Source organism: Arthrobacter sp. A5 (assembly GCF_051131705.1).
Taxonomy (GTDB): Bacteria; Actinomycetota; Actinomycetes; order Actinomycetales; family Micrococcaceae; genus Arthrobacter_M.
Genome location: NZ_CP180316.1, coordinates 3639041 through 3662986 on the forward strand (window position 1 = coordinate 3639041; position 23946 = coordinate 3662986).

Genomic DNA, 23946 nt, shown 5'->3' on the forward strand with positions numbered 1-23946 from the left:
GCAACCCGGTAGGCTTGTTTTTGCTGTACGCAGTTTATGGTCTGAGCTTCAATGTGTTCGTCTACACGGCGTTCATCAAGTCCATTCCGGCCGAGCTGGAAGAGGCGGCGATCATGGACGGCGCCAGCGTCTGGACCACGTTCCGACAAGTCATCTTCCCGCTGCTCACGCCGATGAACGCCACGGTAGGCATTCTCACGTGCATGTGAGCCTGGAACGATTTCCTCCTGCCGCGTGTCCTAATCGCCCAACGCTGGGTTATCTCCGGCGTCATGAGAGGATCCATCAAATAATGAGCATCGAAACTCCTGCCCTGCATCCGGACGCCAATTGGTGGCGGCAGGCGGCGGTTTACCAGATCTATCCGCGCAGTTTCGCCGACGCCAACCGGGACGGCCTCGGCGATCTGCCCGGCGTGACCTCCCGCATGGGGTACCTCTCGGAGCTGGGCATCGACGCCATTTGGCTGAGCCCGTTCTACCCGTCGGCGCTGGCTGACGGCGGATATGACGTGGACGACCACCGCAACGTGGACCCGCGGCTGGGCAGCCTTGCGGACTTTGACGCCATGGTGGCGTCCGCGCATGCCGCCGATATCCGCATCATCGTGGACATCGTGCCCAATCACAGCTCCAACCGGCATGTCTGGTTCCAGGAGGCCCTCGCGTCCGCGCCCGGGTCTGCCGCGCGGGCGCGCTATCACTTCCTTGACGGGTTGGGGGACGACGGCGCCCGGCCGCCTTCCGATTGGCCGTCCCACTTTGGCGGGGGTGCCTGGACCCGGGTGGTGGAACAGGCCGGCCCCAATGCGGGTAAACCGGGGCAGTGGTATCTGCACCTGTTCGCCCCGGAGCAGCCGGACTTCAATTGGGATCACCCCGAGGTGCGTGCGGACTTCCACACCACGCTGCGCTTCTGGGCCGACCGCGGCGTGGATGGGTTCCGGGTAGATGTGGCCCACGCCCTGGTCAAGGACATGTCGTTGCCGCTGCGGTCGAAACCGGCGCTGGCAGTCCTGGTGGATGACGGCACCGACCCGCTCTTCGACCGTGATGCGGTCCATGAAGTGTTTGCAGGCTGGCGGGCGGTCCTGAATGAATACAATCCGCCGCGCACAGCCGTGGCCGAGGCGTGGGTGCCGTTCACCGACCGGCGGCTCAAATATGCCCAGCCCACCGGGCTGGGCCAGGCGTTCAACTTTGACCTGCTGCAGGCCCCGTTCGTCGCCGCCGAATTCCGTGCCATCGTGCAGAAATGCCTGGCGGAGGCGGCAGGTTCCGGCGCGTCCTCCACTTGGGTGTTCTCCAACCATGACGTGATCCGGCACCCGTCCCGCTACGCCCTGCCCGACGGCAGCACGGAGGACGACCTGGAAGCCTGGCTGCTGGCCGACGGCGAGGCACCTGCTGCCGATTTGGCTCGTGGCCTGCGCCGGGCGCGCGCTGCCACGCTGTTCATGCTTGGGCTGCCAGGTTCCGCCTACCTGTACCAGGGTGAGGAATTGGGCCTGTTCGAGGTGGCCGACCTGCCGCAGGCCTCCCTGCAGGACCCCACCTGGTTCCGGACAAAGCACAAGGTGAAGGGCCGCGACGGCTGCCGGGTCCCGCTGCCGTGGGATGCCACTGCTGAGAACTTCGGGTTTGGCGGCACCCCGTGGCTGCCCCAACCCGCCTGGTTCGCGGACAATGCCGTCACTGTCCAGGACGGCGTGGCCGGGTCCACCCTGGAGTTGTACCGTGTCGCGCTGCGCTGGCGCCGCAAACTGCAATGCGACGAGTCGTTGGCATGGCTTTCCGCGCCCCGCGATACGTTGACGCATTACCGCCGCCCCAACGGCTGGGAGGTGCTCACCAACTTCGGCGACGCTCCCACACCGTTGCCTGCCGGCGTCGACTCCGCCACGGTGGTGCTCAGCAGCGGCGCCCCGTGGGCTGCCGGCGCCTGCATCCCGGCCGAAACCACTCTCTGGCTGGCCCCGTAACCCGGTTTCGACGGGTCCACTCCCTGGACGCAGATAAGTCTGCGCCCGTTCCCTGCGGGAACGGGCGCAGCACGATCACGAACGACTAACGGTCCACGTCTCCGCGGATAAAGGCCTCGACCTTTTCGTGGGCGAGGTCATCGGCATACTGCTCCGGCGGGGACTTCATGAAGTAGCTGGAGGCGGAGAGGAGGGGCCCGCCGATGCCCCTGTCCAGGGCAATCTTGGCGGCCCGGATGGCGTCAATGATCACACCGGCCGAGTTCGGTGAATCCCAGACCTCAAGCTTGTATTCCAGCGACACCGGTGCATCCCCGAAGTTGCGGCCTTCGAGCCGGACGAAGGCCCATTTGCGGTCATCGAGCCACGCCACGTAGTCGCTCGGGCCGATGTGCACGTCGTCTGCCGCCAGTACGGCGGAGGTGTTGGACGTGACGGCCTGCGTTTTGGAGATCTTCTTGGATTCCAGCCGGTCGCGCTCCAGCATGTTCTTGAAGTCCATGTTTCCGCCCACGTTGAGCTGGTACGTCCGGTCCAGCACCACACCGCGGTCCTCGAACAGTTTTGCCATCACACGGTGAGTGATGGTGGCGCCGATCTGGCTCTTGATGTCGTCACCGACGATGGGCACCCCGGCCGCGGTGAACTTGTCTGCCCATTCCTTTGTTCCGGCGATGAAGACGGGCAGCGCATTGACAAAGGCCACGCCGGCATCAATGGCGCACTGTGCGTAGTGTTTGGCGGCGGCGTCGGAACCGACGGGCAGGTAGCAAACCAGGACATCGGCCTGCACCTCGTGCAAAACCGCGACCACGTCGACGGCTTCCTCATCGGATTCCACGATCGTCTCGCGGTAGTACTTTCCAAGCCCGTCCAGCGTCGGTCCGCGGCGCACCGGCACGTCCAAGTTGGGCACATCGGCGAGCTTGATGGTGTTGTTTTCGCTCGCGCCGATGGCCTCGGAAAGGTCCAGTCCCACCTTTTTTGAATCGACATCGAAAGCGGCCACAAAGTGCACGTCATTGACGTGATACGGGCCGAACTCCACATGCATCAGACCGGGCACAGCGGCGGCGGGGTCCGCGTGCTGGTAATACTGCACGCCCTGCACCAGTGACGAGGCGCAGTTTCCGACTCCGACAATGGCTACCCGAATTGGATGAGAAGACACGGAACTCCTTATTAATTTTGCAATTCATATTCTGCAATTCAATGGTGCAACAGACCTGGCCCGCTGCGGCCGCAGCTGTTGGCGGGGCAAGGCGGGGCGGCGTCCAGAGGCGCCTGATCATTATATTCCAACAGGGAACCGGCTGAAGTTGTTCCCTGTCCTGATAAACACCCCCGGGCGGGCATCCTAAAACGTGAGGCTGGCTTACCGCTGGGCCCACAGGTTGATGGCGGACTCGACGGCGAACTCGTCAATGGCAGTTAACTCATCCGTGCTGAATTGCAGGTTCTGCACGGCGGCCAGATTGTTTTCCAGCTGCCGAACGCTCGAAGCGCCGACCAGTGCCGACGTGACGGGCGACCCCTTGGGCTGGTCCCGCAGAACCCAGGCGATCGCCATCTGCGCCAGCGACTGGCCCCGTCCGCCGGCGATCCTGTTGAGCTCCCGCACGCGCGTCATCTTGTCTTCGGTGAGGGCCTCCCCGGACAGAAAACGCTCCTTCGCGGCCCGGGAGTCGGCCGGAATCCCGTCGAGGTAGCGGTCCGTGAGCATGCCCTGGGCCAGCGGCGAGAAGGCGATCGAGCCGGCGCCGACCTGGTCCAATGCCTCGTACAGGTTCGGGGTCCCGTCTTCGGTCCAGCGGTTGAGCAGAGAATAGGAGGGCTGGTGGATCAGCAGCGGGGTGCCCAGATCCTTGAGGATCCGGGCCGCTTCCAGGGTCTGCTCAGGCGTATAGGAGGAGATACCCGCGTACAGGGCCTTACCGGAGCGCACCGCGGTGTCCAGCGCGCCCATGGTTTCCTCCATCGGGGTGTCGGGGTCCGGCCGGTGGCTGTAGAAGATGTCCACGTAGTCAAGGCTCATCCGCTGCAACGACGCGTCAAGGCTGGAGAGCAGGTACTTCCGGGATCCCCATTCGCCGTACGGCCCCGGCCACATGTAGTAGCCGGCCTTGGTCGAGATGACCAGCTCATCGCGGTACGGCGTGAAGTCATCCGCCAGGTGCCGGCCGAAGTTGGTCTCCGCGGATCCGTCCGGCGGCCCGTAATTGTTGGCCAGGTCGAAGTGTGTGACGCCCAGATCGAAGGCACGGCGCAGGATGGCCCGCTGCTCCTGAAAGCCCTTGTCATCGCCGAAGTTGTGCCACAGTCCCAGGGAGATGGCGGGCAGCTTCAGCCCGCTCTTCCCCACGCGGCGGTACGGCATCCATCCATAACGATCTTCGGCAGCGGAATAGGTCATGCCTTCATCATGCCACCAACCCTGCGGAAGACCACGGCGCTGCGGCCCGGCAGTTCCAGCTGCCCGGCGGAGAGCACCGCGCCGTCCCGGGTGCTGAAGAGAATCTGCGCAACGCCGGCAGAGTTCGGAATGGCGCACGGTTCGTCGGCGAGGTTCACCGCGACGCTCACCGCCTCCGGACCGCTGCCGCGGTGTATCAGCAGCCACCGGTCCGCCTCGCTGAAGTCCACCCGCGTTGCGCCCGGCGTCGGGTCGGTCAGGGCCGGAGTGCTTCGGCGCAGGGCGATCAGCTGCCGGTACTGCTCCAGCAGGTATGCGTGCGCGCCGCCGGCGGCCTCGTCCCAGTCGAGCTTGGAGCGGGCAAACGTCTGCGGGTCCTGCGGGTCCGGCACCGCGGCCGGATCCCATCCCATCCGCTCAAATTCGCGGATCCGGCCTTCCGCCGTCGCCTTTCCCAGCTCCGCTTCCGGGTGCGAGGTGAAGAACTGCCACGGCGTCCCGGCCCCGTACTCCTCGCCCATGAAAAGCATCGGGGTGAAGGGGGAGGCCAGATTCAGCACCGCTGCCACGGCCAGCAGGTCAAAGCCGACGGCGGCGCCGAGCCGGTCTCCGATGGCGCGGTTGCCGATCTGGTCGTGGTTTTGAATGCAGACCACCAGCTGCCAGGGTGCGGCGGCCCGCGGGTCAACCACCCTGCCGTGGTGCCGGCCCCGGAAGCTTGAGTACGTGCCGTCGTGGAAGAACCCGTTGGCGAGAACCTTGGCCAACGCCCCGACGGAGGCAAAATCCGCGTAGTAGCCATCGGTTTCACCGGTGATGTTCACATGCACGGCGTGGTGGAAGTCGTCGCTCCACTGCCCGGTCAGCCCGTCGCCATGGGCCGCGCGGGGGTAAATCAGGCGGGGGTCATTGAGATCGGATTCCGCGATCAGGGACAGCGGCCGGCTGAGCGCCACGGATGCCGCGTCGGCGCGCACGGCCAGTTCCTCCAGAATGTGCACCGCCCGACTGTCCTGGAGCGCGTGCACCGCATCCAGCCGCAGCCCGTCCACATGATAGTCACGGAACCACATCAGCATGTTTTCCACGATGTACCGGCGCACCTCATCGGAGCCCGGCTCGTCGAGGTTCACGGTGTCTCCCCAGGTGTTGGAGGAGCCTTGCGCCAGGTACGGGCCGAACCGCGGAAGATAATTGCCGCTGGGCCCCAGATGGTTATAGACCACGTCTTGGATCACGCCCAGCCCGCGCCGGTGGCAGGCATCGACGAACCGCTGGTAGGCCTCCGGCCCGCCGTAGACTTCGTGCACCGCGTACCACAGCACGCCGTCGTATCCCCAGTTGTGCGTGCCATTGAACGCATTGACCGGCAGCAGCTCGACGAAGTCCACACCCAGGTCGACCAGATAATCCAGTTTGGCGATGGCGGCATCGAGCGTGCCCTCCGGCGTGAACGTGCCGATGTGCAGTTCGTAGATCACCCCGCCGGCCAGCGGACGCCCGGTCCACGCGCCGTCGCCCCACAGGTAGCCTCCGGCGTCGAAGGTCCGGGACAGCTCGTGCACGCCGCCCGGCTGGCGCCGCGAGCGCGGATCCGGCAGCGGCGTGTCCTCGCCGTTGAGCAGGTAGCCGTAATCCACGTCGGCACCGCGGGGCGCGCCGGCAGCGGCCCACCAGCCGTCCGCGCTGCGCGTCATCGGCAGCCGCTGGCCCTCGGCCAGCAGGGTGACGGATTCGGCATCGGGTGCCCAAAGATCAAAACGCGTGCTGGCGGTGTCCCGGTCGATCATGGTTCTCCTCGGTCGTTGTGGTTTAGTCGCCGGTCCGCGCCAGCAGCGCCACCGGAAAGTCGGTGAGAATTTCCGCCACGGGTACCGGCTCCGCCGGGTGAGTGCGCCCAGTCAGCAGATCGGTGCACCCGTAGGGAAGCACGACGGCGGTCCCCCGCCAGCCGCCGTCGGCCTCCAGCCCGCGGGACAGCCGGGTAGCCACAGCGATCGCCGCGCCGGTATCAAACGCCAGCAGGTGGCCCGCGGCAGGGCCGTTGGCCTGCACCGGTGTGTAGCCGGTGAACAGTTCCGGCCGATCCCGGCGCAGGCGCAGCGCACGCGAGGTCACCAGCAGTTTGGCCATCCCGGTGTCGAGGCCGCCAGACCCGTCGGCAGTTGCATCGAAAACGCCGGCGCCGTCACCGCTGCTTTCACCGTTGCCGGCACCCGCGGTGCGGGCGTCCAGCGCTGCCAGCCGCCGCCGTCTTTCGTCAAAATCGATTGGCCGGCGATTGTCCGGGTCGGTCAGGGACTGCTCGTACAACTCGCTGCCCTGGTACACATCCGGGACCCCGGGAATCATCAGCTGCAGCAGTTTGGCACCGAGGGCATTCGCGTGGAAGTACGGCCGGATCCGGTCCACGAAGCCGTCGATCAGCGCCGTCACCTCCGGATTGTCATAGGCCGCATCCACGAGCGATGCCAGCTGCCGTTCAAAGGCCTCATCCGGAGCAGTCCAGGTGGTGGAATTCCCGGCCTCCCGGGCCGCCTTCTGCGCGTACCCTTGCAGCCGGTCACGGCTGAGCGGCCAGGCGCCGACCGCCGACTGCCAGAGCAGATTCTCCAGCGGTCCATCCGGGAGCGGGGCCAGCTCCCGGAGCCGTTCCAGCAGCTGTTCCCACTCCGCCGGTAGCTCTGAAAGCACGGAAATCCGCGCGCGGGTGTCCTCACCGCGTTTCGTGTCGTGGGTGCTCAGCGCATTCATGCCCAGCGGCTCCCGACCGTGCCGGGCAGCCATGAAGTGGTGGAACTCGTCCGTTCCGACGGACCAGACGGCCGGGTCCGCACCGACCTCCGTCAACGAGGTCAGCCGCGTGTATTGGTAGAACGCGCAGTCTTCCACACCCTTAGCCATCACCATTCCGGAGGTCTGCTGAAAACGGATGGCCAATTGATCCCCGGTCCGCGTTCCCTCCGCGGCCGCATCGGGCGCGGCTCCGGGTCGGCCACCCAGCAGCGGCAGCAGAATATCCAATGCCGGCCCCAGCTCCGGGCGCCGCGTGCGGGCCCGGCCGGCGGCGCGTTCCAGACGCTCGAGACCGATCGGCAGATAAGTCCGGTAGACGTCGAAATTACCAATCATTTCCGCCAGCGCATCCTCGGCATCCGCAGCGGACAGCGGGCTGCCCGGAGGAACCAGACGGGCCAGCCGGCGGATTTCCGAGTTCAGCATGCCGTCGGTCACTGCCCGTTTGGTCCCGTGGATCAGTTCCGCGTAACCGCATTCTTCGCCGCGCAGCCGGGCATCCAGCATGCTTAAGGGTGCCTCGCCTTCCGAGTCCACAAAGATCCGGTCCAGCTGCGCCAGCGCGTCGTAGCCGGTGGTTCCCTCGCAGCGCAAAGAGTCCGGCAGCGTTTCCCCTGGCTCGAGGATCTTCTCGATCAGCAGGTAAGCGCCGTCCGTGGCGTCCTTGAGTCGCCGCAGGTATCCGGCCGGATCGGCCAGGCCGTCCGGGTGGTCCACCCGCAGCCCGTCTACCCAGCCCTGTCGGACCCAATGCAGGATCCGGGCGTGGGATTCGTCGAAAACCCAGGGAACCTCGACCCGGATGCCGGCAAGCGAATTGACGGCGAAAAACCGCCGGTAGTTCAGATCGTGGTCGGCGCGGCGCCAGTCGACCAGCTCGTAGTGCTGCCGGTCGTGTACCGCTCGGGCCTGAGCGACGGTGGGAACGCGGGCGCCGTCGTCCGGTTCAGCGCCGTCTGGTTCAGCGCCGTCGACCGTTCCCCAGCTTCTGTCCGCCAGCGGAAAACGGTGCTCGTGATAGTGCAGCTCGGAGCCGTGCACCTCAAGCGCGTCCAGATCCGCCGCCGAGCCCAGCACCGGCAGCCTGATCCGGCCGCCACCGGCATCCCAGTCAACGTCGAACGCCTCCGCATAGCGGGACTCCCGGCCCTCCTTGAGCAACGACCACCACCAGGGGTTCGCAGCCGGCGTGGCCACGCCCATATGGTTGGGCACAATGTCCAGCAGGATTCCCATCCCCGCCGCATGCGCCTTGGCAGCCAGTGCGGCCAGCGCGTCCTCGCCGCCGCGCGCCGGATCCAGCAGCGAAGGGTCGACGACGTCGTAGCCGTGGTTCGATCCGGCCTCCGCCTTCAGCAGGGGGGACAGGTAGAGCCAGTCCGCGCCCAACCGGGCCACGTAATCCACCTGCCCGGCGGCATCCCACAGCGTGAATCCGTCGTGGATCTGGAGTCGGTAGGTGGAAGCGGGTGTTTTCATCTGCGGGTTCCTCCGTAATGGCTGCACAACGGCGTCCCGCGCCTTGCGTTGCCTTGACGCAAGACGCGGGACACGGCTCTAGAGTTCGCTGCTCAATCCCGGCATGGGGCTGACGCGTTCGGCCAATGAAGCGGCCACTGAATGGTCCGGCTCTTCCTCCTGCGCGGAATGTGCCCGAAGCACCATCAGAGCCTTGGCTTCGATAGCGATCTTGGCGGAGCTGCCCAACGTCACGGCATCATCGGCATGGACTCCAGCGGTGTCGATCACGACGTCCCATTTAGGAGCGTAATCCTTCGACGGGAGCGTCAGTTCCACCACATCGTCATGGGCATTGAAGTAGAGCAGGAAATTCACATCCGTGATTTGGTGACCCCGCCGGTCCACGCCGCTGATGGAGTCACCGTTGAAGAAGACTCCGATGGTGCGCCCGAACCCGCTGTCCCAGTCGTCGGGCAGCATTTCCCGGCCATCGACGTTCAGCCAGACGATGTCCGGGAGCTTGTCGCCTTGACCGCGCAGCACCGGCCGGCCATCGAAGAAACGGCTGCGGCGGAACGTGGGGTGGTCGGCCCGCAACCGGTTCACGGCGGCTGTGAACTCCACCAGCGGTTTATCCACGGCATCCCAGTGCACCCAGCTCAGCTCGGAGTCCTGGCAGTAGGTGTTGTTGTTGCCTTGCTGAGTGCGGCCCAGCTCATCACCGTGCAGCAGCATGGGCACGCCCTGGGACAGCAGCAGCGTGGCGATGAAGTTGCGCTGCTGCCGTGCCCGCAGTCCAAGAACCTTTGGATCCTCGGTCGGGCCCTCCACACCGCAGTTCCAGGAGCGGTTGTGGGACTCGCCGTCGTTGTTCCCCTCCCCATTAGCCTCGTTGTGCTTGTCGTTGTAGGAGACCAGATCAGCGATGGTGAAACCGTCATGGGCCGTAACGAAGTTGATGGATGCCACCGGGCGCCGGCCCGATTTTTCGTAAAGGTCCGCGGAGCCGGTCAGCCGGGAGGCAAACTCACCCAGCGTTGACGGCTCACCGCGCCAGAAATCACGCACGGTATCCCGGTACTTGCCGTTCCACTCCGTCCACTGCGGCGGGAAATTACCAACCTGATAGCCGCCGGGACCAATGTCCCACGGTTCGGCAATGAGTTTCACCTGGGACACCACCGGATCCTGCTGAATCAGTTCAAAGAAAGTGGACAGCTTGTCCACGTCATAGAACTCCCGGGCCAGCGTGGAGGCCAGATCAAAACGGAACCCGTCCACATGCATTTCGGTGACCCAGTAGCGCAGCGAATCCATCAGCAGCTGCAGGGCGTGCGGGTTGCGCACGTTCAGCGAATTGCCAGTGCCGGTGTAATCCATGTAGTGCTTTTCGTCGCCGTCCATCAGACGGTAGTACGCGGCGTTGTCGATGCCCCGGAAGGAGAGCGTGGGGCCCAGGTGGTTTCCTTCGGCCGTGTGGTTGTAGACCACGTCCAGGATGACCTCGATGTCCGCCAGATGCAGGGCGCGGACCATCGCTTTGAAGTCCTGCACCTGCTGTCCCAGATCCCCCGTGGAGCTGTATTCGTTGTGCGGGGCGAAGAATCCAATGGTGTTGTAGCCCCAGTAGTTCGACAAGCCTTGATCCAGCAGGGTGCTGTCCTGGACGAACTGGTGGACGGGCATCAGTTCAATGGCCGTGATGCCGAGCTTCTTCAGATGTTCGATGACGGACGGGTGCGCAACGCCGGCATAGGTTCCGCGCTGCTCTTCCGGCACGTCCGGGTGCAGCTGTGTCAGGCCCTTGACATGGGCCTCGTAAATGACCGAGTGGTGATACGGCGTGCGGGGGGAACGGTCACCGTCCCAGTCGAAGAAAGGATTTATGACGACGCCGAGCATCATGTGTGGGGCGGAATCGGCATCATTCTTGGAGTCCGGGTCTCCCAAATTATAAGAAAAAAGTGACGGATCCCAGTCGATTTTTCCGGCTACTGCCTTCGCATAAGGGTCCAGCAGCAGTTTGTTGGGATTACCCCGCTGGCCCTGCTCCGGGTCATACAGGCCGGTGACGCGGTATCCGTATTTCTGCCCAGGCTGGATCTGCGGGAGGTAGCAATGCCAGACGTAGCCGTCCACCTCGACGACGGCGACGCTGGTCTGCGTTCCGTCGTCGTCGAAAAGGCAGAGCTGCACGGACTCGGCAACCTCGCTGAAAATCGCGAAATTGGTGCCGTTTCCGTCAAAGGTGGCTCCCAGCGGATAGGCGTTTCCCGGCCAAACTTCCATGTGTACTCCCAGCTCAGTCCAACAAGTATTCACGACTCTTCCATACGCTAAGGAAACTTAGCGTATTCCACCCCTAGGTTACCGGGCCGGAGGGCGCAGTCTGCGCCAGATCCGCGGAACCGCCGTTGCGAGGTCCCTGGCGTGCAGCGGACCGCCGGCCCCGGCCAACGCACCGGCCCGGCCGTGCAGACTTGCGGCCGCGGCGCCGATGGCTGCCCAGCGGTCCTCGGCCGCGATGCCCAAGGCGCTGAAACGCCCGGTGTCCTCGGCCAGGGCCGCCAACAGCGCGCCGAGGATTCCCGCCAATGTGTCCCCGCTGCCGGCGGTGGCCAGCCAGGGCGTGCCCTCGCTCTGGCTGAAGACGGATCCGCCCGGCGACGCAACCAGGGTGGTTGCGCCCTTGAGCAGAACGGTGGCTCCGGTCAGCTTCGCGGCCGCGAGGGCATGGGCCATGCCCTGCGCCTCAACCTGCTCCCGGCTGACATCCCGACCCAGGCGCCGGAGCAGCTGGGCCAGTTCTCCGGCGTGTGGAGTCAGAATGATGTGCGCCCCGACGTTTGCGGGCAGCACGGTCAGCGCTCCTGCATCCGCGACAACAGGCAGTCCCGAGTCGAAGGCGTCACGGCAGCGCCGCAACTGACCGTCATCGCCGCCGGCATCGCCGCGCCTGTCACCGCCGGCACCACCACCCCTGTCACCCCTGTCAACGCGGCCGTCTCCGCTGATCCCGGGACCGGCCAGCCAGGCCTGCACCCGGCTGTTCGCCACGGTGCCTTCGCCGCAGACCACTTCGGGACTGCCGGCATGGATCAACGCGGCCACCGACCCGGGCCCCAGGTAACGGACCATGCCGACGCCGCAGGCCAGCGCCCCGGCACAGGAAAGCTGCGCGGCCCCGGGATATTGGGCTGAGCCGGCCACGATGCCCAACACGCCACGGGTGTACTTCTGGTCATCCCGATCCGGGGCCGGCAGCAGGGCGGCCAGATCGGCCGCCTCGAGCCGGCGCAGCGCCGGGTCCCGGAGCTGCCCTTCCAGCCCGATGCCGATTACCTGCACTCGGCCGGCCACGCCCTCCCCGGGGGGTGAAAACAGCCCCGTCTTGGCCGCTCCGAAGGTCACGGTTAGCCCGGCCTTCAGCACCGGTTCGAACACCTCCCCGGTGTCCGCGTCAACGCCGCTGGGCAGATCACAGGCCACGACAGAGGGGCCGCTAAGGTTTTGGAGTGATCTCACGGCGGCCGCCCACGGCTCCCGCAGCCCACCGCGGGCCCCGGTTCCCAGAACCGCGTCGATCAGTACGTCTGCGGCGACGGCCTCCGCCAGCCAACCGCCGTCGGCCTGGGCGCTTTCCGGGCCGTCCCCGAAAAGACTCTTCTCCCCGTTGCCGGCAGCGTATCCCTCGCCGTCGCCTGCAGCATCTCCCGCGGTGTCTGCCCTACCGTCGCCCGCAGCGTCTCCCCCACCAGCGGTGTCTCTCTCAGCCTCCACGTGACCGCCTGCCCCGCCGGCGTCCGGGTCCGGCAGCATCACGGTACGGCCGCCCGCCCGGCGGAAACCGGCCAGCGCGGCCGCATGCACTCCCGCGGAGCCCAGCACCGCCGTCGCCCGTGCTCCGCGCGCCGCCAGGGCCGCCGCGGCATAGAGAGCGTCGGCGCCGTTGTTCCCGCTCCCGACCAGCACCACGATTCGGGCGCCATAGACACCGCCGCAGCGCTCTTTGAGCAGCTGTACGACGGCGTGGCTGAGTCCGTGCGCGGCGCGCTGCATCAGGACCGGGCCCTGCCCGGCCGCGAGCAGGGGCTGTTCGGCCGCGCGGACATCCGTTCCGCTGTAGGCGCGCAGCATGTTATCCCTCGGCGATAACCATGGCGGTCGAAATTCCGCCGTCGTGGCTCATCGACAAGTGCCAGCGCTTGACGCCCTTGGCGGCAGCCACGGCGGCCACCGTGTCCTTGACCTGGACGGTGGGTCCATGTTCATCCAGACCGATCCAACAGTCCTGCCAGTTCATTCCGGCGGGGGCGCCGAGGGTTTTGGCTACGGCTTCCTTCGCGGCAAACCGGGCGGCCAGCGAGCGGGTGTTCAGTGTCCGCTCCGCCGGCACGAACAAACGTTCCCGCAGCCCCGGCGTTCGCTCCAGCTGGCGCGCGAACCGCTCTACGTCCACCACGTCCACGCCAATCCCAATGATCATGGTCCCAGCCTAGCGGGCGAGGGGCCCCGAACGAGCGAAGCGAGTTTGGGGAGGACGAGCGAAGCGAGTTTGGGGAGGACGCTAGGCGCTAGCGGGAGCCACCGCCACTGTTCCCGGACTCGTCACGCAAAGCGGCGGAGCGCCGGGCTCAGCCGGAGCTGGCTTCTCCGCCGAAGCCAGAATGCTGCAGCTCCGGACGAGCGCTGGTGAAATTCCCCCGCGAGTCCGTTCACATCTGCGGCTCAAGAGGGGGCAGGGGCAGGATCGGGTCGGGGCACGGAAGCGTGTCTGCCCCGGCTACTCGACGGTGACCGATTTCGCCAGGTTACGCGGCTGGTCCACGTCAAAGCCCTTAGCCGTGGCCAGCTCGCAGGCAAACAGCTGCAGCGGCACGGTGGTCAGCAGGGGGGCCAGCAACGGAGCTATCTCCGGGATGTAGAAGACGTGCTCCGCATAGGCGCTGACCGCCTCGTCGCCCGCTTCCGCGATCACGATTGTCTTGGCCCCGCGGGCGCGGATCTCCTGGATATTGGAGACCACCTTGGCGTGCAGGGAATCGCGGCCACGCGGGGAGGGAACAATCACCACCACGGGCAGTCCTTCTTCGATCAGCGCGATGGGGCCGTGCTTGAGCTCTCCGGCAGCAAACCCCTCGGCATGGATGTACGCCAGTTCCTTGAGCTTGAGGGCGCCCTCCATGGCCACCGGGAAGCCGACATGGCGGCCCAGGAACAGCACGGTCTTGGTCCCGGCCATGGACCTGGCAAGCTCCTTGATCTGCCCGTCGTTGTCAAGGATCTGCTGGATCTTCGCCGGCGCCTTCGACAGGTCGGCGAGGATGTCCTTGATCTCGCCCTGGAATTTGTTCCCGCGCAGCTGTGCCAGATACAACCCCAGCAGGTAGGCGGCTGTGATCTGGGCCAGGAATGCCTTGGTGGAGGCGACGGCGATCTCCGGACCGGCGTGCGTGTACAGCACCGCATCGGATTCGCGCGGAATGGTGGAGCCGTTGGTGTTGCAGATCGCGACCGTCATCGCGCCCTGTTCGCGGGCGTAGCGGACCGCCATCAGGGTGTCCATGGTCTCGCCGGACTGCGAGATGGAAACGATTAGCGTACGGGCATCCACGATCGGATCGCGGTAGCGGAATTCGTGCGATAGCTCCACCTCGGTGGGGATCCGGCACCAGTGTTCAATGGCGTATTTGGCCACCTGACCGGCATAGGCGGAGGTGCCGCAGGCGAGCACAATGATTTTGTTGACAGTCTTGAGCAGCGAAGGATCTATCCGGATCTCATCCAGGGTCAGCCGGCCATGCACGTCCGAACGTCCCAGCAGCGTCTGTCCGACGGCGTCGGGCTGGTCATGAATTTCCTTTTCCATAAAGGAGGGGTAGCCGTCTTTTTCCGCCGCCGCGGCGTCCCAATCGACGTGGTATTCCTTGCCCGCGGCGGGCGCCCCATGAAAGTCGGTGATCTCCACGGACTCCGGTGTGATGGTGACAATCTGGTCCTGCCCCAGCTCGACGGCGCGGCGGGTGTAATCGATGAAGCCGGACACGTCGGACCCGAGGAAATTCTCGCCCTCGCCCAAGCCCACCACCAGCGGTGAGTTCCGCCGCGCGGCGACGACGGCGTCCGGCTGGTCCGCGTGTACGGCCAGAAGGGTGAAGGCACCCTCCAGCTGCCGGCAGGTGCGTTGCATAGCCAGGGACAGCGCGTCCTCGGGGCCGTTGCCGGACTCCAGGACATCGCGGTAGGTATCCGCCAGCAGCACTGCAGCGACCTCCGTGTCGGTGTCCGAGGCAAAGGTGTGGCCCTTGCGCAGCAGGTCAGACTTCAGCTCGGCGAAGTTCTCGATGATCCCGTTGTGGATCAGCGCAAGCCGGCCCACGTCGGCCAGGTGCGGATGGGCGTTCAGATCCGTCGGGCCGCCATGCGTGGCCCAGCGGGTATGGCCGATGCCGGTTACGGCGTCCGGCAGCGGGCTCGCGTCCAACACGGCCAGGAGATTCGCCAGCTTCCCAGATTTTTTCCGTGATTCGATGTGTCCATCCGCGACGACGGCGATGCCCGCCGAATCATAACCGCGGTATTCCAGCCGGCGCAGGCCCTCCAGTACGACGTCCAACGCACCATGCCCGGGTGCCGCGACACCATTCCCGCCGCGGGGGCGGCCCACATATCCCACAATTCCACACATGTCTTCAAGCCTAGCCGCCGCACACAAGGAAGGACGTAGGATCTCCACGCCTGGCGGCATTTCCGCAATGACCGCCGCACAAGGCAGAATCACTTAGGTGACTTTGCAACGGAACGAGTCCAGCGGCAACGACGGCGTCTCCCCCTTTGTGGAGCTGGACCGCCAGACGTGGTCCCGGCTTTCCAACGAGATCGAGCTGCCCCTCGACGAGGCGGATATTCAGCGGCTGCGCGGCCTGGGTGACCAACTGAACATGAAAGAGATCCGCGAGGTCTACCTCCCGCTGTCCCGGCTACTCAACCTGTACGTGGCCGCCGCCGGCCAGCTGCACGCCGCCACCACAACGTTCCTGGGCGAACAGGTCCGCCGCACCCCGTTCGTGATCGGCGTCGCCGGCTCCGTCGCGGTCGGAAAGTCCACCACCGCCAGGGTGCTGCGGGAGATGCTCCGCCGCTGGCCCGATACCCCCGACGTGGAACTCGTGACCACTGACGGCTTTCTCTACCCGAATGCCGAGCTGGAACGGCGCGGGCTCATGCAGCGCAAGGGATTCCCGGAGTCCTACGACCGGCGAGCCCTCCTGCGCTTTGTCAGTGCGGTCAAGAGCGGCGCCGAGGAGGTCCGCGCCCCCTGGTATTCGCACCTTACCTATGACATTGTCCCGGGCAGGGAAGTCGTTGTGCGGCGCCCGGACGTGCTGATCGTCGAAGGCCTGAATGTGCTGGCTCCGGCACGTCCGCGGCTGGACGGGAGGTCGGGGCTCGCGGTCAGCGATTTCTTTGACTTTTCCATCTTCGTGGATGCCAAAACACCCTACATAGAGCAGTGGTATGTTGACCGGTTCAGGTCATTGCGGTCCTCCGCATTCGCAAATCCGGAATCCTATTTCCGCCGCTATGCCGATCTCTCGGACGCCGAGGCCGTGACAACGGCGGTGGATATCTGGAAGCGGATCAATGAGCCCAACCTCACGCAGAACGTTCTCCCCACCCGCGGCCGCGCCCAGTTGGTCCTGACCAAGGACGCAGATCATTCCATCCGCCGCATGCTGCTGCGCAAGACATAGCCATGGCCACGCTCCCCGGCCGCCGCACGGTGGCAAAATTCCTGGTCGGTGGCACCGCCCTGGCCATTTTCGCTGCCTGCACCGCGCCGGCCCGGCCCGTGCCGTCGTCGTCGTCCGCTTCAAAGCCCGGCACGACGGCGGCGGCAGCGCCGGGCGCGGACGGGCCGCCCGCGGGCGCATCGGTTTCCGGCGAGTCTACAGCGCCCTCCCCACAACCGGCCGGGGGCGCCCCATCGCCGGCGGCCTCACCTGCGCATGCACTCACGGCAACGTTTTCGCTGACGGACCCTTCCAGTCCCTGGGTGCTGGTCAACAAGCACCATCCGCTGAACCCCGTAGGCTATGAACCGCCAGACCTTGTCCAGCCGCAGGTTGTACTCGGCAGCGGCGGCGAAACAGCCCTGCTCCGCGTCGAGGCCGCGGACGCCGCGGGCAGGATGTTCGCCGCTGCGGCCGCCGCCGGTGCGGCCATGACGCTGCTGAGCAGTTACCGCTCCTATGACACCCAGCTGGCGCTTTACAACAACTATGTGGCCGGCTTCGGCAGCGACGATGCGGACACAAAATCCGCCAGGGCAGGATACTCGGAACACCAGACCGGGCTCGCCCTCGACATCGGTGATGCCGGCGGCGCCTGCGCCTTCGACCCTTGCTTCGCGGAGCAGCCCGCCGCCGCGTGGGCGGCCGGGAACTGCCATCGGTTCGGATTCATCGTCCGCTATCAGCTGGGAAAGGACGGCATGACCGGCTTCTTCGCCGAGCCCTGGCATCTGCGCTATGTAGGGGTCGAACTGGCGACCGACCTCGTGGCGAAGGGCTACGGCAGCTACGAGGAGTATCTCGGCCTCGAACCCGCGCCTGCGTATCTGTAGCCCGACACGCCGCCGGGACCGGACGGCGAGGTCCCGGAGCTATCGGAGGACCCGCGCGATAACTTAGGGACATGCTAAAGGGATTCAGAGCTTTCATTATGAAGGGCAACGTCGTAGATCTTGCCGTCGCCGTGGTCATTGGTGCTGCTTTCGGAGCGGTGGTCACCACCCTCGTCAACAGCGTCCTCATGCCCCTGATGGCCAAGATCCTCGGGGTGGTGAATTTTGACAACTTCCTGGCCTGGGACGACGTCAGGTTCGGTGTCCTGCTGACCGCCGTCGTCAACTTTGTGCTGATCGCCGCATCGATCTACTTCGTCGTCGTGGTTCCGATGAATCTCATGATCGCGCGCCGGGACGCTAAACTCGGCATCAAGGAAGCAGGACCCGACGTCGATCCCCACATTGAGCTGTTGACGGAAATCCGCGACTCGCTGCGCTCCCGAGCACAGTAGGGGTCTGAGGAGGATCCGTACAGGATTGAACGCTAAAGGGGTATTCGTGCAGCCGTTGACAGCGCTAGGCGTCTTCCGGTTTGGCGGCCGTGGTGTGGATGTGACGGTAGATCGTCATGGGTGTGACGTCGCAGGAGTGGGCGATCTCGGCCATGGTGAACTGGCGTGAGTCGTACATCCGCTGTGCTTTGCTGGTGAGTTCCGGCGTCATCTTGGGTGTCCTGCCACCCTTTCGTCCGCGGAAGCGGGCGGCGATCAGTCCGGCTTTGGTGCGTTCTCTGATCAGTGCCGCTTCGTATTCGGCCATGAGGGCGAACATTCCGAACACGAGTTTGCCGCCGGCGGTGGTGGTGTCGACGATCCCGTTGGTCAGCGACTGAACGCCGACGTCGCGTTCATCGAGTGTGGTGACGATGTCGATCAGATCGCGGAGGTTCCGTCCGAGGCGGTCAATTTTCCAGATGACAAGGGTGTCGCCGGGCCGGAGGTCCGTCAGGCAAAGGTTCCATTGAGGGCGGTCGGCCTTAGTTCCGGTTGCGGTGTCCGTGTAGATCTTCAGGCAGCCTTCGAGGCCCAGGGCGTCGAGTTGCAGCTGCGGGTCCTGGTCGGTGGTGCTGACTCTGGCGTATCCGATTTTGTGGCCCGTGGATGGGAGCCTATCGCAACCCATAAATGCAAGCCAGTTTTGTTGGCTTGAATTAGTGGCGGGTTTTGGTAGGCACAATGGGTGACATTTGGTCGCGCGTGACCGGGCGGGACGGGCCCATCGCAGACGGCCGTTTGCGATAGACCCAGTGACACACCTAAGTTCCTGCCGCTGCACCGTTTCGATCCATCACCAGCAGCGTTGCCGGGCAGCCTTTCTGCCGGACCAATTGTGCCCGTCTGCTAGAAGGCCCTGTTGGGGGCCTTTCCCGGGGAGGATCCGATCTTGTCGTGGTGTTGGAGGAGGGCGCGGGGTGCGTCGAAGGCGACCGCACCCACCAACCGCCCGTCCGGTCCGCCGTTGGTGAAGCCTGCGAGGAAGCGGTTTTTGGGGACGGAGCCTTCCAGGATTGTCATTGCGGTTCCCAGCGACGGCATGCCCGCGGACTGGATCCTGACCCCGTGCTGGTGGGACCAGAAACGCGGGACCGGTGTGTAGGGGGTTGCCGTTCCCGGACCGGCCGCCAGGGTGTCGGCGGCGGCCCGTCCCATTTCGATGGCGTTGATCCAATGCTCGACCCGGCGGGGGGTGGCGTCGAACCTGTGGTTGGGCCACCGGGCCACGTCCCCGGCAGCAACGATGCCCTCGACCGGCCGGCCGTCGATGTCGAGCACGGTGCAGCTTTCATCGCACAACACTCCGTTGGTGGTGTCCAGGCCGCTGCCGTGCAGCCACCCCGTGGAGGGTTCGGTGCCGACTCCCACAACGGCCGCGTCTGCGGTGACCGTTTCCCCGTCGTCGAGCTGCAGGCGGGCCCCCGTGCCGGTTTCGGTCCAGCCGGCCACGCCGACGCCCAGGTGCAGGCGGACGCCGGCGCGTCGGTGGAGATCCCCCACGACGGCGCCAAGCACGTTGCCGAGCTCGCGGTGGAGCAGGGTGGGGCTGCGGTCGATCAGGGTGACGGCGAGGCCGCGTTCGCGGGCGGTGGAGGCGATTTCGCAGCCGATGAACCCTCCGCCGATGATGGCGATCCGCACTGCCCCGGTCATGGCCCGGTCGATGGCCCGGGCGTCCGCCAGGGTGCGCAGGGCCCACACATGCGGGGAGTGCATGGGGGCGCCGGGCAGGTGCCTGGCCCGGACGCCGGTGGCGATGACGAGCTTGTCGAACCCGATGTCGGCCCCGGTGTCGAGGGTGACCGTGCGGCGGGTGATGTCCAGGGCTGCGGCCGCGGCCCCGGACATCCACCGTGCGTCCAGGGGGGTGTAGGTGCGCAGTGGGAGGTCTTTGATGCTGCGGCTTCCGGTGAGCAGTCCCTTGGAGAGCGGTGTGCGGTTGTAGGGGCCGTGGGGTTCGTCCCCGATCATCACCAGCTCTCCGGTGAACCCCGTTTCGCGCAGGCGTTCCGCGGCGGAGATGGCGGCCAGTCCGTTGCCGACGATCAGGATGCGTTCGTGTCGGGTGTTCATGGGTTCCTCCCGGTGATGCTGATGGCCTGCATGGGGCAGATCCTTGCGGCCTGCAGCACCTTCTCGGTGTCCTGCCCGGACGGGGCGGGCGTGTAGCGCAGGCGCCCGTCGGGGCCCAGGGCGAAGACCTGGGGTGCTTCCTGCTGGCACAGGCCGAACAGGTGGCAGTGGTTGTTGTCCACGCTGATGCTGATGCGTCCCGCGGACGACGGCGCGTCGATGTTGTTGGGTGCCACCGGGTCAGACCTCTTCCGGGGAGATGCGCAGACCCGCGGCCGCCCGGGCCGGCAGCAGCCTGAGGAGGAACAGCAGCCCGGCCGCGCCGGCGCATCCGAGGACGCCGACGCCGAGAAGGCCCAGGGCCTTGACCTCGGCGGAGGCGGTGAAGGTGTGGATCAGGGACAGGGCGAAGGAGCCGTAGGCCAGGTAGTGCACCAGGTGCCAGCGGCGGTAGCCCAGGCGGCGCTGCAGCACGATGGAGGCGGCGACGGCCAGTCCAAGGTCGAGGCCGATGATGCCCAGTCCGACACTGGTGTCCCCGCCGGCCACGAAGGGCACCAGGGCGTTGATGGGCCGGAACACGGTCCCGGTCTGGAAGATGTAGGAAACCCGTGCAGGCAGCCGAACGTCAGGGTCGTCACGGCCAGGACCATGTGCGTGGTCGACATGGTGGTCCTGCTGACAATCCTGCGTGCCCACCCGGTGGTGGTCAGGATACCGAAGCAGACCGTGAGTGCCATGAGCCCGTAGGACAGGTAGCCCGCCAGTGTCGCGATGTGCCTGATGCCCTGGTCGAAGGGTACGTACTGTTCAAGGGGTACATACGCCGCGGCGAGGGAGGACAGGCCCGGTCCGGTGGCGGCCAACGCGACCAGGTGAAGTGTATCGGGCAAGGCGATCTCCTTGGAGTAGACTCGGTTCCGCGTAGTCCTACATGTCGTAGGAGTTGAATCTTACATGATGTAAGACAAGAGGTAGTGTCCATGGGAAGGATTGTTATGGACGGAACGGTGGCGGCATGATCCATGGGGACGGCCCCGACGAGGGGCGCAGGCAGCGGGGCGAGCTGGAGGCGCAGGTGCTGGCGGTGCTGTGGGCTGCCGACACCCGGGCCATGACCGGGGCTCAGGTGCATGAGGCGTTGCAGGCACCGGACCTGTCCTATAAGACCGTGCTGACGGTGTTGACCCGTCTGCTGGCCAAGGGACAGGTGGCCCGTGAAAAGTCCGGGCGGGCCTTTCTCTTCCGTCCGGTTCCGGACGGGTCGGCTGTCACTGCAGAACGGATGGCCCGGGTTCTGGCCCGGGGGGCGGACCGCGCTGCGGTCCTGCAGGGCTTCCTCGACGCCATCGACCCCGCCGACGAAGCGGTGTTGCGGGAGCTGATCTCCGCCCACGACCACCGGAACGGCCGGCCATGATCGTCAGCGTTTACATCCCCCTGCTGCTCGGATGCCTGCTCGCCTGGTTGGGGACGTACTTGGGGCGATGGTTCGCTCCGGCCGCAGCGACCCGGCTGCTCACCGCACTGGCCGTTCTTTCGGCCACGGCCACCACGGGATCCCTGCTCTTGATGGCGGTCGGCGGACTGCTCAAGACCATCGCCGGCCCCCTAGCAGGACAGGGCGGCGTCCTGGGGGTCAGGGACTCGGTGCCCTGGCCGGTCGGGGCGGCGGCGGCGCTGGTGCTGGCCATGCTCGCGGTCCGGCTGATCCGTGTCGTGGCTTTTGAGGTGGGCATCCTGCGCGAACTCCGGGAAGCCGTAGGCTTCACCGATGAAAGCCTGCTTGTGTTCGACGACGCGCGGATCTACGCCTACGCCGTGCCCGTCGGAAGGGGAACGGTCGTTGTCTCGACGGCCATGATGGACACCCTGGATGCGGGAGAACGCCGGGCACTGTTGGCCCATGAGCAGGCCCACCTGACCCATCGGCACCACCTGCACCGGCTGGCTGCCTCGCTCGGGACGGCGTTGAATCCCCTGCTGGGCCCCCTGGCCCGGGAAGTGAAGCTGCAGACCGAACGCTGGGCGGACGAGAGCGCGGCCACCCTGACCACCCGCCAGGTCACGGCCCGGTCCCTGGCCCGTGCCGCTCTGGCGGCAGCCATGGTCCCGCGCGCCTCCCTGGCCTATGCGGCGGACAGCATCCGGGAGCGGCTGGACGCCCTGGCCGCGGCACCGGAACGGAACCGCTGGCACACCGTTGTCCCGGCGGCCGTTGCCTGTGCCATTGCCGGGGGTGCCCTGCTCGATGCTGCCAAGGCCTGCTGCCGGCTGATCGAAATCATCTGCCCGTGAAGCAGGCCAGACCTCCGGCCCGTACCCGGAGCCGGGGACCGCGGCCGGGCCCGGCGGGAGGATCCATACCGTGATCACACTGGTTGCTGCGGGGGCGGTGTCCCTGCTGGCGTCGCTGCTGCTCACTCCTTTGTTTGTCCGGCTGGCACACTCGCGGCGGCATGCCACCGGGCCTGCGGGGGATGCGGTCACCACCATGGGCGGCATCGTGGTGATCACCAGCTCGCTGCTGGGATACCTGACCGTCGTGATGCTCAAGGGCCCGCCGCCCGCCGCCCACCGCCACGGCCGGGCTGATCATTTTCCTGCTCATCGGCCTCGGAATCGTTGGAGCGGTGGCGGACATCATCACGGCCCGGCAGCGGAGCAGTCGGACCCTGGGGCGCCTCATCAAAGGCTGCGGCCAGCTGATCGTCGTGGTGGTATTCGGGGTCCTGTCCCTGACCCTGACCGATGCCCACGGCGTCGCCCCCGCATCGTTGGACGTGTCCTTACTGCGCGACCTACCCGCCGGTTTCGCGGGCCTGGGCGTTGTTGCCGGCGTCGTGGCGGCGACGGCGTGGATCTGTGTGCTGGTGGGAGGGATGGCAAACGCCGCCACCACGGTGGAGGATTTCGACGGGCTGGCGGTGGGAGCTCTTATCTTCTCGATCGGTGCGTTCGTGTTGATTGGTTTCTGGCAGACCGTCCAGTCCTGCACCAATCCGGCACTCCGTTCCCTGCTGGCACACAAGTGTTACCCGGTCACGGATCCGGCCGGCCTCACCGAAATGGCGGTCGTGCTCGTCTCCGCCCTGGTCGGATTCCTCTGGTGGAACACCTACCCCACCCGGGTGCGTCTAGGGGAAACCGGCACCACGGCGCTTGGCGGTGCTCTGGCCGGGTTGGCCATCTTTGCCCGTACGGAACTGCTCCTGGTGCTGGTCGGCGGCCTCTTCCTGTTCCTGGCCGCGACCCGGATGGTCCCGGGCATCGGCAGACATGGATCCGCGGCAGGTCCACGTGGTCCGTTGCATAGGAACCTGGAATCTGCCGGGTGGGCGCGGATGACGGTGATCGTCAGGTTCTGGATTAGCGCAGGGCTGGCCGGCGCAACCGGCTTCGGGATCTTTTACGCGGACTGGGTGGTCCGGTAGGGCCATCCCCGCCGGGGGTGTCGCGGTTCTCCGGAGGGGAGGTGCCGGACCACCGGGGAGCCGGTCCGGGCTGCGGGTACGCTGCGGCCGCCAGTGTAAAGCCTGGCTCACCTGTCGGCCCGCTCCCCGCCGGGGCGGCCAGTCACCGATGCACCGCCTCCACACCGGTACGCGGCGTGCCGCGTTTCATCAGGGGGATGAAGAGCAGGAGGGCGGCCCCCTGGGAGGCCACGATGAAGACCAGCACGCCGGGCAGCGAGGCGGCGTACAGTGCCCCGATGATGGTGGCCCCGACCAGCCACGCCACACCGTAGATGGAGGTAAGGATGACGACACCCCAGACCAAGCCAATTGCAAGCCTCTGACATGCCGCAACGTCGCCCTCGCCTCCGAAAACGTCGACACGTGGCGCGACGAGCTCGCCACCATCGACCGGGACCTCGGCTCTGTGCCGCTCCTCCCACCGCTGCTGAAAGCACGTCTGGAAGCCCGCCGCGTTCAGGTTGCACACTTCATAACGCGACATCAGGAGCCACAATGACGCGTCGCGTTCTTCGGTTACGTCCCGTGGAGTGGTGTAGTTCCCGGCTTCTGAGCATCGGATTTCCGACGTGAAGAGCCATCGTGCGATGGTCAGTGAGTACCGATCAAAGAACTCACAAAGG

21 protein-coding genes are annotated in these 23946 nt (G+C 66.1%); 8 read left to right on the top strand and 13 right to left on the bottom strand.

Annotation, left to right across the window (positions count from 1 at the left end):
* Window positions 1–20 precede the first annotated feature (20 nt).
* Both ACLLJI_RS17185 and ACLLJI_RS17190 read left to right on the top strand, forming a co-directional pair.
* Window positions 21–209, top strand: coding sequence for an ABC transporter permease subunit (locus tag ACLLJI_RS17185; RefSeq protein ID WP_434614810.1), 189 nt, complete (start codon window positions 21–23; stop codon window positions 207–209).
* An 83-nt stretch (window positions 210–292) separates the two neighbouring features.
* Window positions 293–1981, top strand: a complete 1689-nt coding sequence (locus ACLLJI_RS17190) for a glycoside hydrolase family 13 protein (protein WP_434614813.1) — start codon at window positions 293–295, stop codon at window positions 1979–1981.
* A gap of 85 nt (window positions 1982–2066) precedes the next feature.
* Here the strand turns inward: ACLLJI_RS17190 and ACLLJI_RS17195 are convergent, their stop codons facing one another.
* From ACLLJI_RS17195 to glmS, 8 genes are all read right to left on the bottom strand, one after another.
* A complete protein-coding gene (locus tag ACLLJI_RS17195; protein ID WP_283559701.1) occupies window positions 2067–3152 on the bottom strand; it encodes an inositol-3-phosphate synthase in 1086 nt (361 codons plus the stop codon).
* A 204-nt stretch (window positions 3153–3356) separates the two neighbouring features.
* Window positions 3357–4394 (bottom strand): L-glyceraldehyde 3-phosphate reductase, encoded by a 1038-nt coding sequence (gene mgrA / locus ACLLJI_RS17200; protein WP_434614816.1) that lies wholly within the window; start codon window positions 4392–4394, stop codon window positions 3357–3359.
* On the bottom strand, window positions 4391–6184 hold the full coding sequence (gene treZ / locus ACLLJI_RS17205) for a malto-oligosyltrehalose trehalohydrolase (protein ID WP_434614819.1): 1794 nt from the start codon (window positions 6182–6184) through the stop codon (window positions 4391–4393). The genes mgrA and treZ overlap by 4 nt, the downstream gene beginning before the upstream one ends.
* Before the next feature lie 22 nt (window positions 6185–6206).
* Window positions 6207–8669: a malto-oligosyltrehalose synthase gene (gene treY, locus ACLLJI_RS17210; protein WP_434614822.1), complete on the bottom strand. Its 2463-nt coding sequence runs from the start codon at window positions 8667–8669 to the stop codon at window positions 6207–6209.
* A gap of 78 nt (window positions 8670–8747) precedes the next feature.
* Window positions 8748–10940, bottom strand: coding sequence for a glycogen debranching protein GlgX (gene glgX / locus ACLLJI_RS17215; protein WP_434614825.1), 2193 nt, complete (start codon window positions 10938–10940; stop codon window positions 8748–8750).
* A gap of 78 nt (window positions 10941–11018) precedes the next feature.
* A complete protein-coding gene (locus ACLLJI_RS17220) occupies window positions 11019–12788 on the bottom strand; it encodes a bifunctional ADP-dependent NAD(P)H-hydrate dehydratase/NAD(P)H-hydrate epimerase (protein WP_434614829.1) in 1770 nt (589 codons plus the stop codon).
* Between the two features lies 1 nt (window position 12789).
* Window positions 12790–13137 carry a holo-ACP synthase gene (locus ACLLJI_RS17225; RefSeq protein WP_434614832.1) on the bottom strand — a complete coding sequence of 116 codons (348 nt, stop codon included), beginning with the start codon at window positions 13135–13137 and terminating at the stop codon, window positions 12790–12792.
* Between the two features lie 297 nt (window positions 13138–13434).
* On the bottom strand, window positions 13435–15339 hold the full coding sequence (gene glmS, locus ACLLJI_RS17230) for a glutamine--fructose-6-phosphate transaminase (isomerizing) (RefSeq protein WP_434614835.1): 1905 nt from the start codon (window positions 15337–15339) through the stop codon (window positions 13435–13437).
* 97 nt (window positions 15340–15436) lie between these two features.
* Here glmS and coaA point away from each other — a divergent pair, with 97 nt between their 5' ends.
* From coaA to mscL, 3 genes are all read left to right on the top strand, one after another.
* The gene (gene coaA, locus ACLLJI_RS17235) at window positions 15437–16405 is read left to right on the top strand and encodes a type I pantothenate kinase (RefSeq protein WP_434614838.1); all 969 of its coding nucleotides are present in this window, start codon (window positions 15437–15439) and stop codon (window positions 16403–16405) included.
* Window positions 16406–16407: 2 nt separating this feature from the next.
* Window positions 16408–17277 carry a M15 family metallopeptidase gene (locus tag ACLLJI_RS17240; RefSeq protein WP_434614841.1) on the top strand — a complete coding sequence of 290 codons (870 nt, stop codon included), beginning with the start codon at window positions 16408–16410 and terminating at the stop codon, window positions 17275–17277.
* A 71-nt stretch (window positions 17278–17348) separates the two neighbouring features.
* Complete coding sequence (mscL, locus tag ACLLJI_RS17245) at window positions 17349–17732, top strand: large conductance mechanosensitive channel protein MscL (RefSeq protein ID WP_434614844.1); 384 nt, start codon at window positions 17349–17351, stop codon at window positions 17730–17732.
* A 64-nt stretch (window positions 17733–17796) separates the two neighbouring features.
* On the opposite strand, the gene ACLLJI_RS17250 is transcribed toward mscL, so the two are convergent.
* From ACLLJI_RS17250 to ACLLJI_RS17265, 4 genes are all read right to left on the bottom strand, one after another.
* Window positions 17797–18402 (bottom strand): recombinase family protein, encoded by a 606-nt coding sequence (locus ACLLJI_RS17250; protein WP_434614846.1) that lies wholly within the window; start codon window positions 18400–18402, stop codon window positions 17797–17799.
* Between the two features lie 218 nt (window positions 18403–18620).
* On the bottom strand, window positions 18621–19847 hold the full coding sequence (locus ACLLJI_RS17255; protein ID WP_434614849.1) for an NAD(P)/FAD-dependent oxidoreductase: 1227 nt from the start codon (window positions 19845–19847) through the stop codon (window positions 18621–18623).
* Window positions 19844–20083 carry a ferredoxin gene (locus ACLLJI_RS17260; RefSeq protein WP_434614850.1) on the bottom strand — a complete coding sequence of 80 codons (240 nt, stop codon included), beginning with the start codon at window positions 20081–20083 and terminating at the stop codon, window positions 19844–19846. Before ACLLJI_RS17260 ends, ACLLJI_RS17255 begins: the two co-directional genes overlap by 4 nt.
* Before the next feature lie 4 nt (window positions 20084–20087).
* Window positions 20088–20429: a hypothetical protein gene (locus tag ACLLJI_RS17265; protein WP_434614852.1), complete on the bottom strand. Its 342-nt coding sequence runs from the start codon at window positions 20427–20429 to the stop codon at window positions 20088–20090.
* A gap of 436 nt (window positions 20430–20865) precedes the next feature.
* Here ACLLJI_RS17265 and ACLLJI_RS17270 point away from each other — a divergent pair, with 436 nt between their 5' ends.
* From ACLLJI_RS17270 to ACLLJI_RS17280, 3 genes are all read left to right on the top strand, one after another.
* The gene (locus tag ACLLJI_RS17270; protein ID WP_434614855.1) at window positions 20866–21267 is read left to right on the top strand and encodes a BlaI/MecI/CopY family transcriptional regulator; all 402 of its coding nucleotides are present in this window, start codon (window positions 20866–20868) and stop codon (window positions 21265–21267) included.
* The gene (locus ACLLJI_RS17275) at window positions 21264–22145 is read left to right on the top strand and encodes a M48 family metalloprotease (RefSeq protein ID WP_434614858.1); all 882 of its coding nucleotides are present in this window, start codon (window positions 21264–21266) and stop codon (window positions 22143–22145) included. The genes ACLLJI_RS17270 and ACLLJI_RS17275 overlap by 4 nt, the downstream gene beginning before the upstream one ends.
* Window positions 22146–22450: 305 nt before the next feature.
* A complete protein-coding gene (locus tag ACLLJI_RS17280) occupies window positions 22451–23281 on the top strand; it encodes a phospho-N-acetylmuramoyl-pentapeptide-transferase (RefSeq protein WP_434621629.1) in 831 nt (276 codons plus the stop codon).
* 142 nt (window positions 23282–23423) lie between these two features.
* Here ACLLJI_RS17280 and ACLLJI_RS17285 read toward each other — a convergent pair whose 3' ends face one another.
* The gene (locus tag ACLLJI_RS17285) at window positions 23424–23807 is read right to left on the bottom strand and encodes a hypothetical protein (protein ID WP_434614861.1); all 384 of its coding nucleotides are present in this window, start codon (window positions 23805–23807) and stop codon (window positions 23424–23426) included.
* Window positions 23808–23946 lie beyond the last annotated feature (139 nt).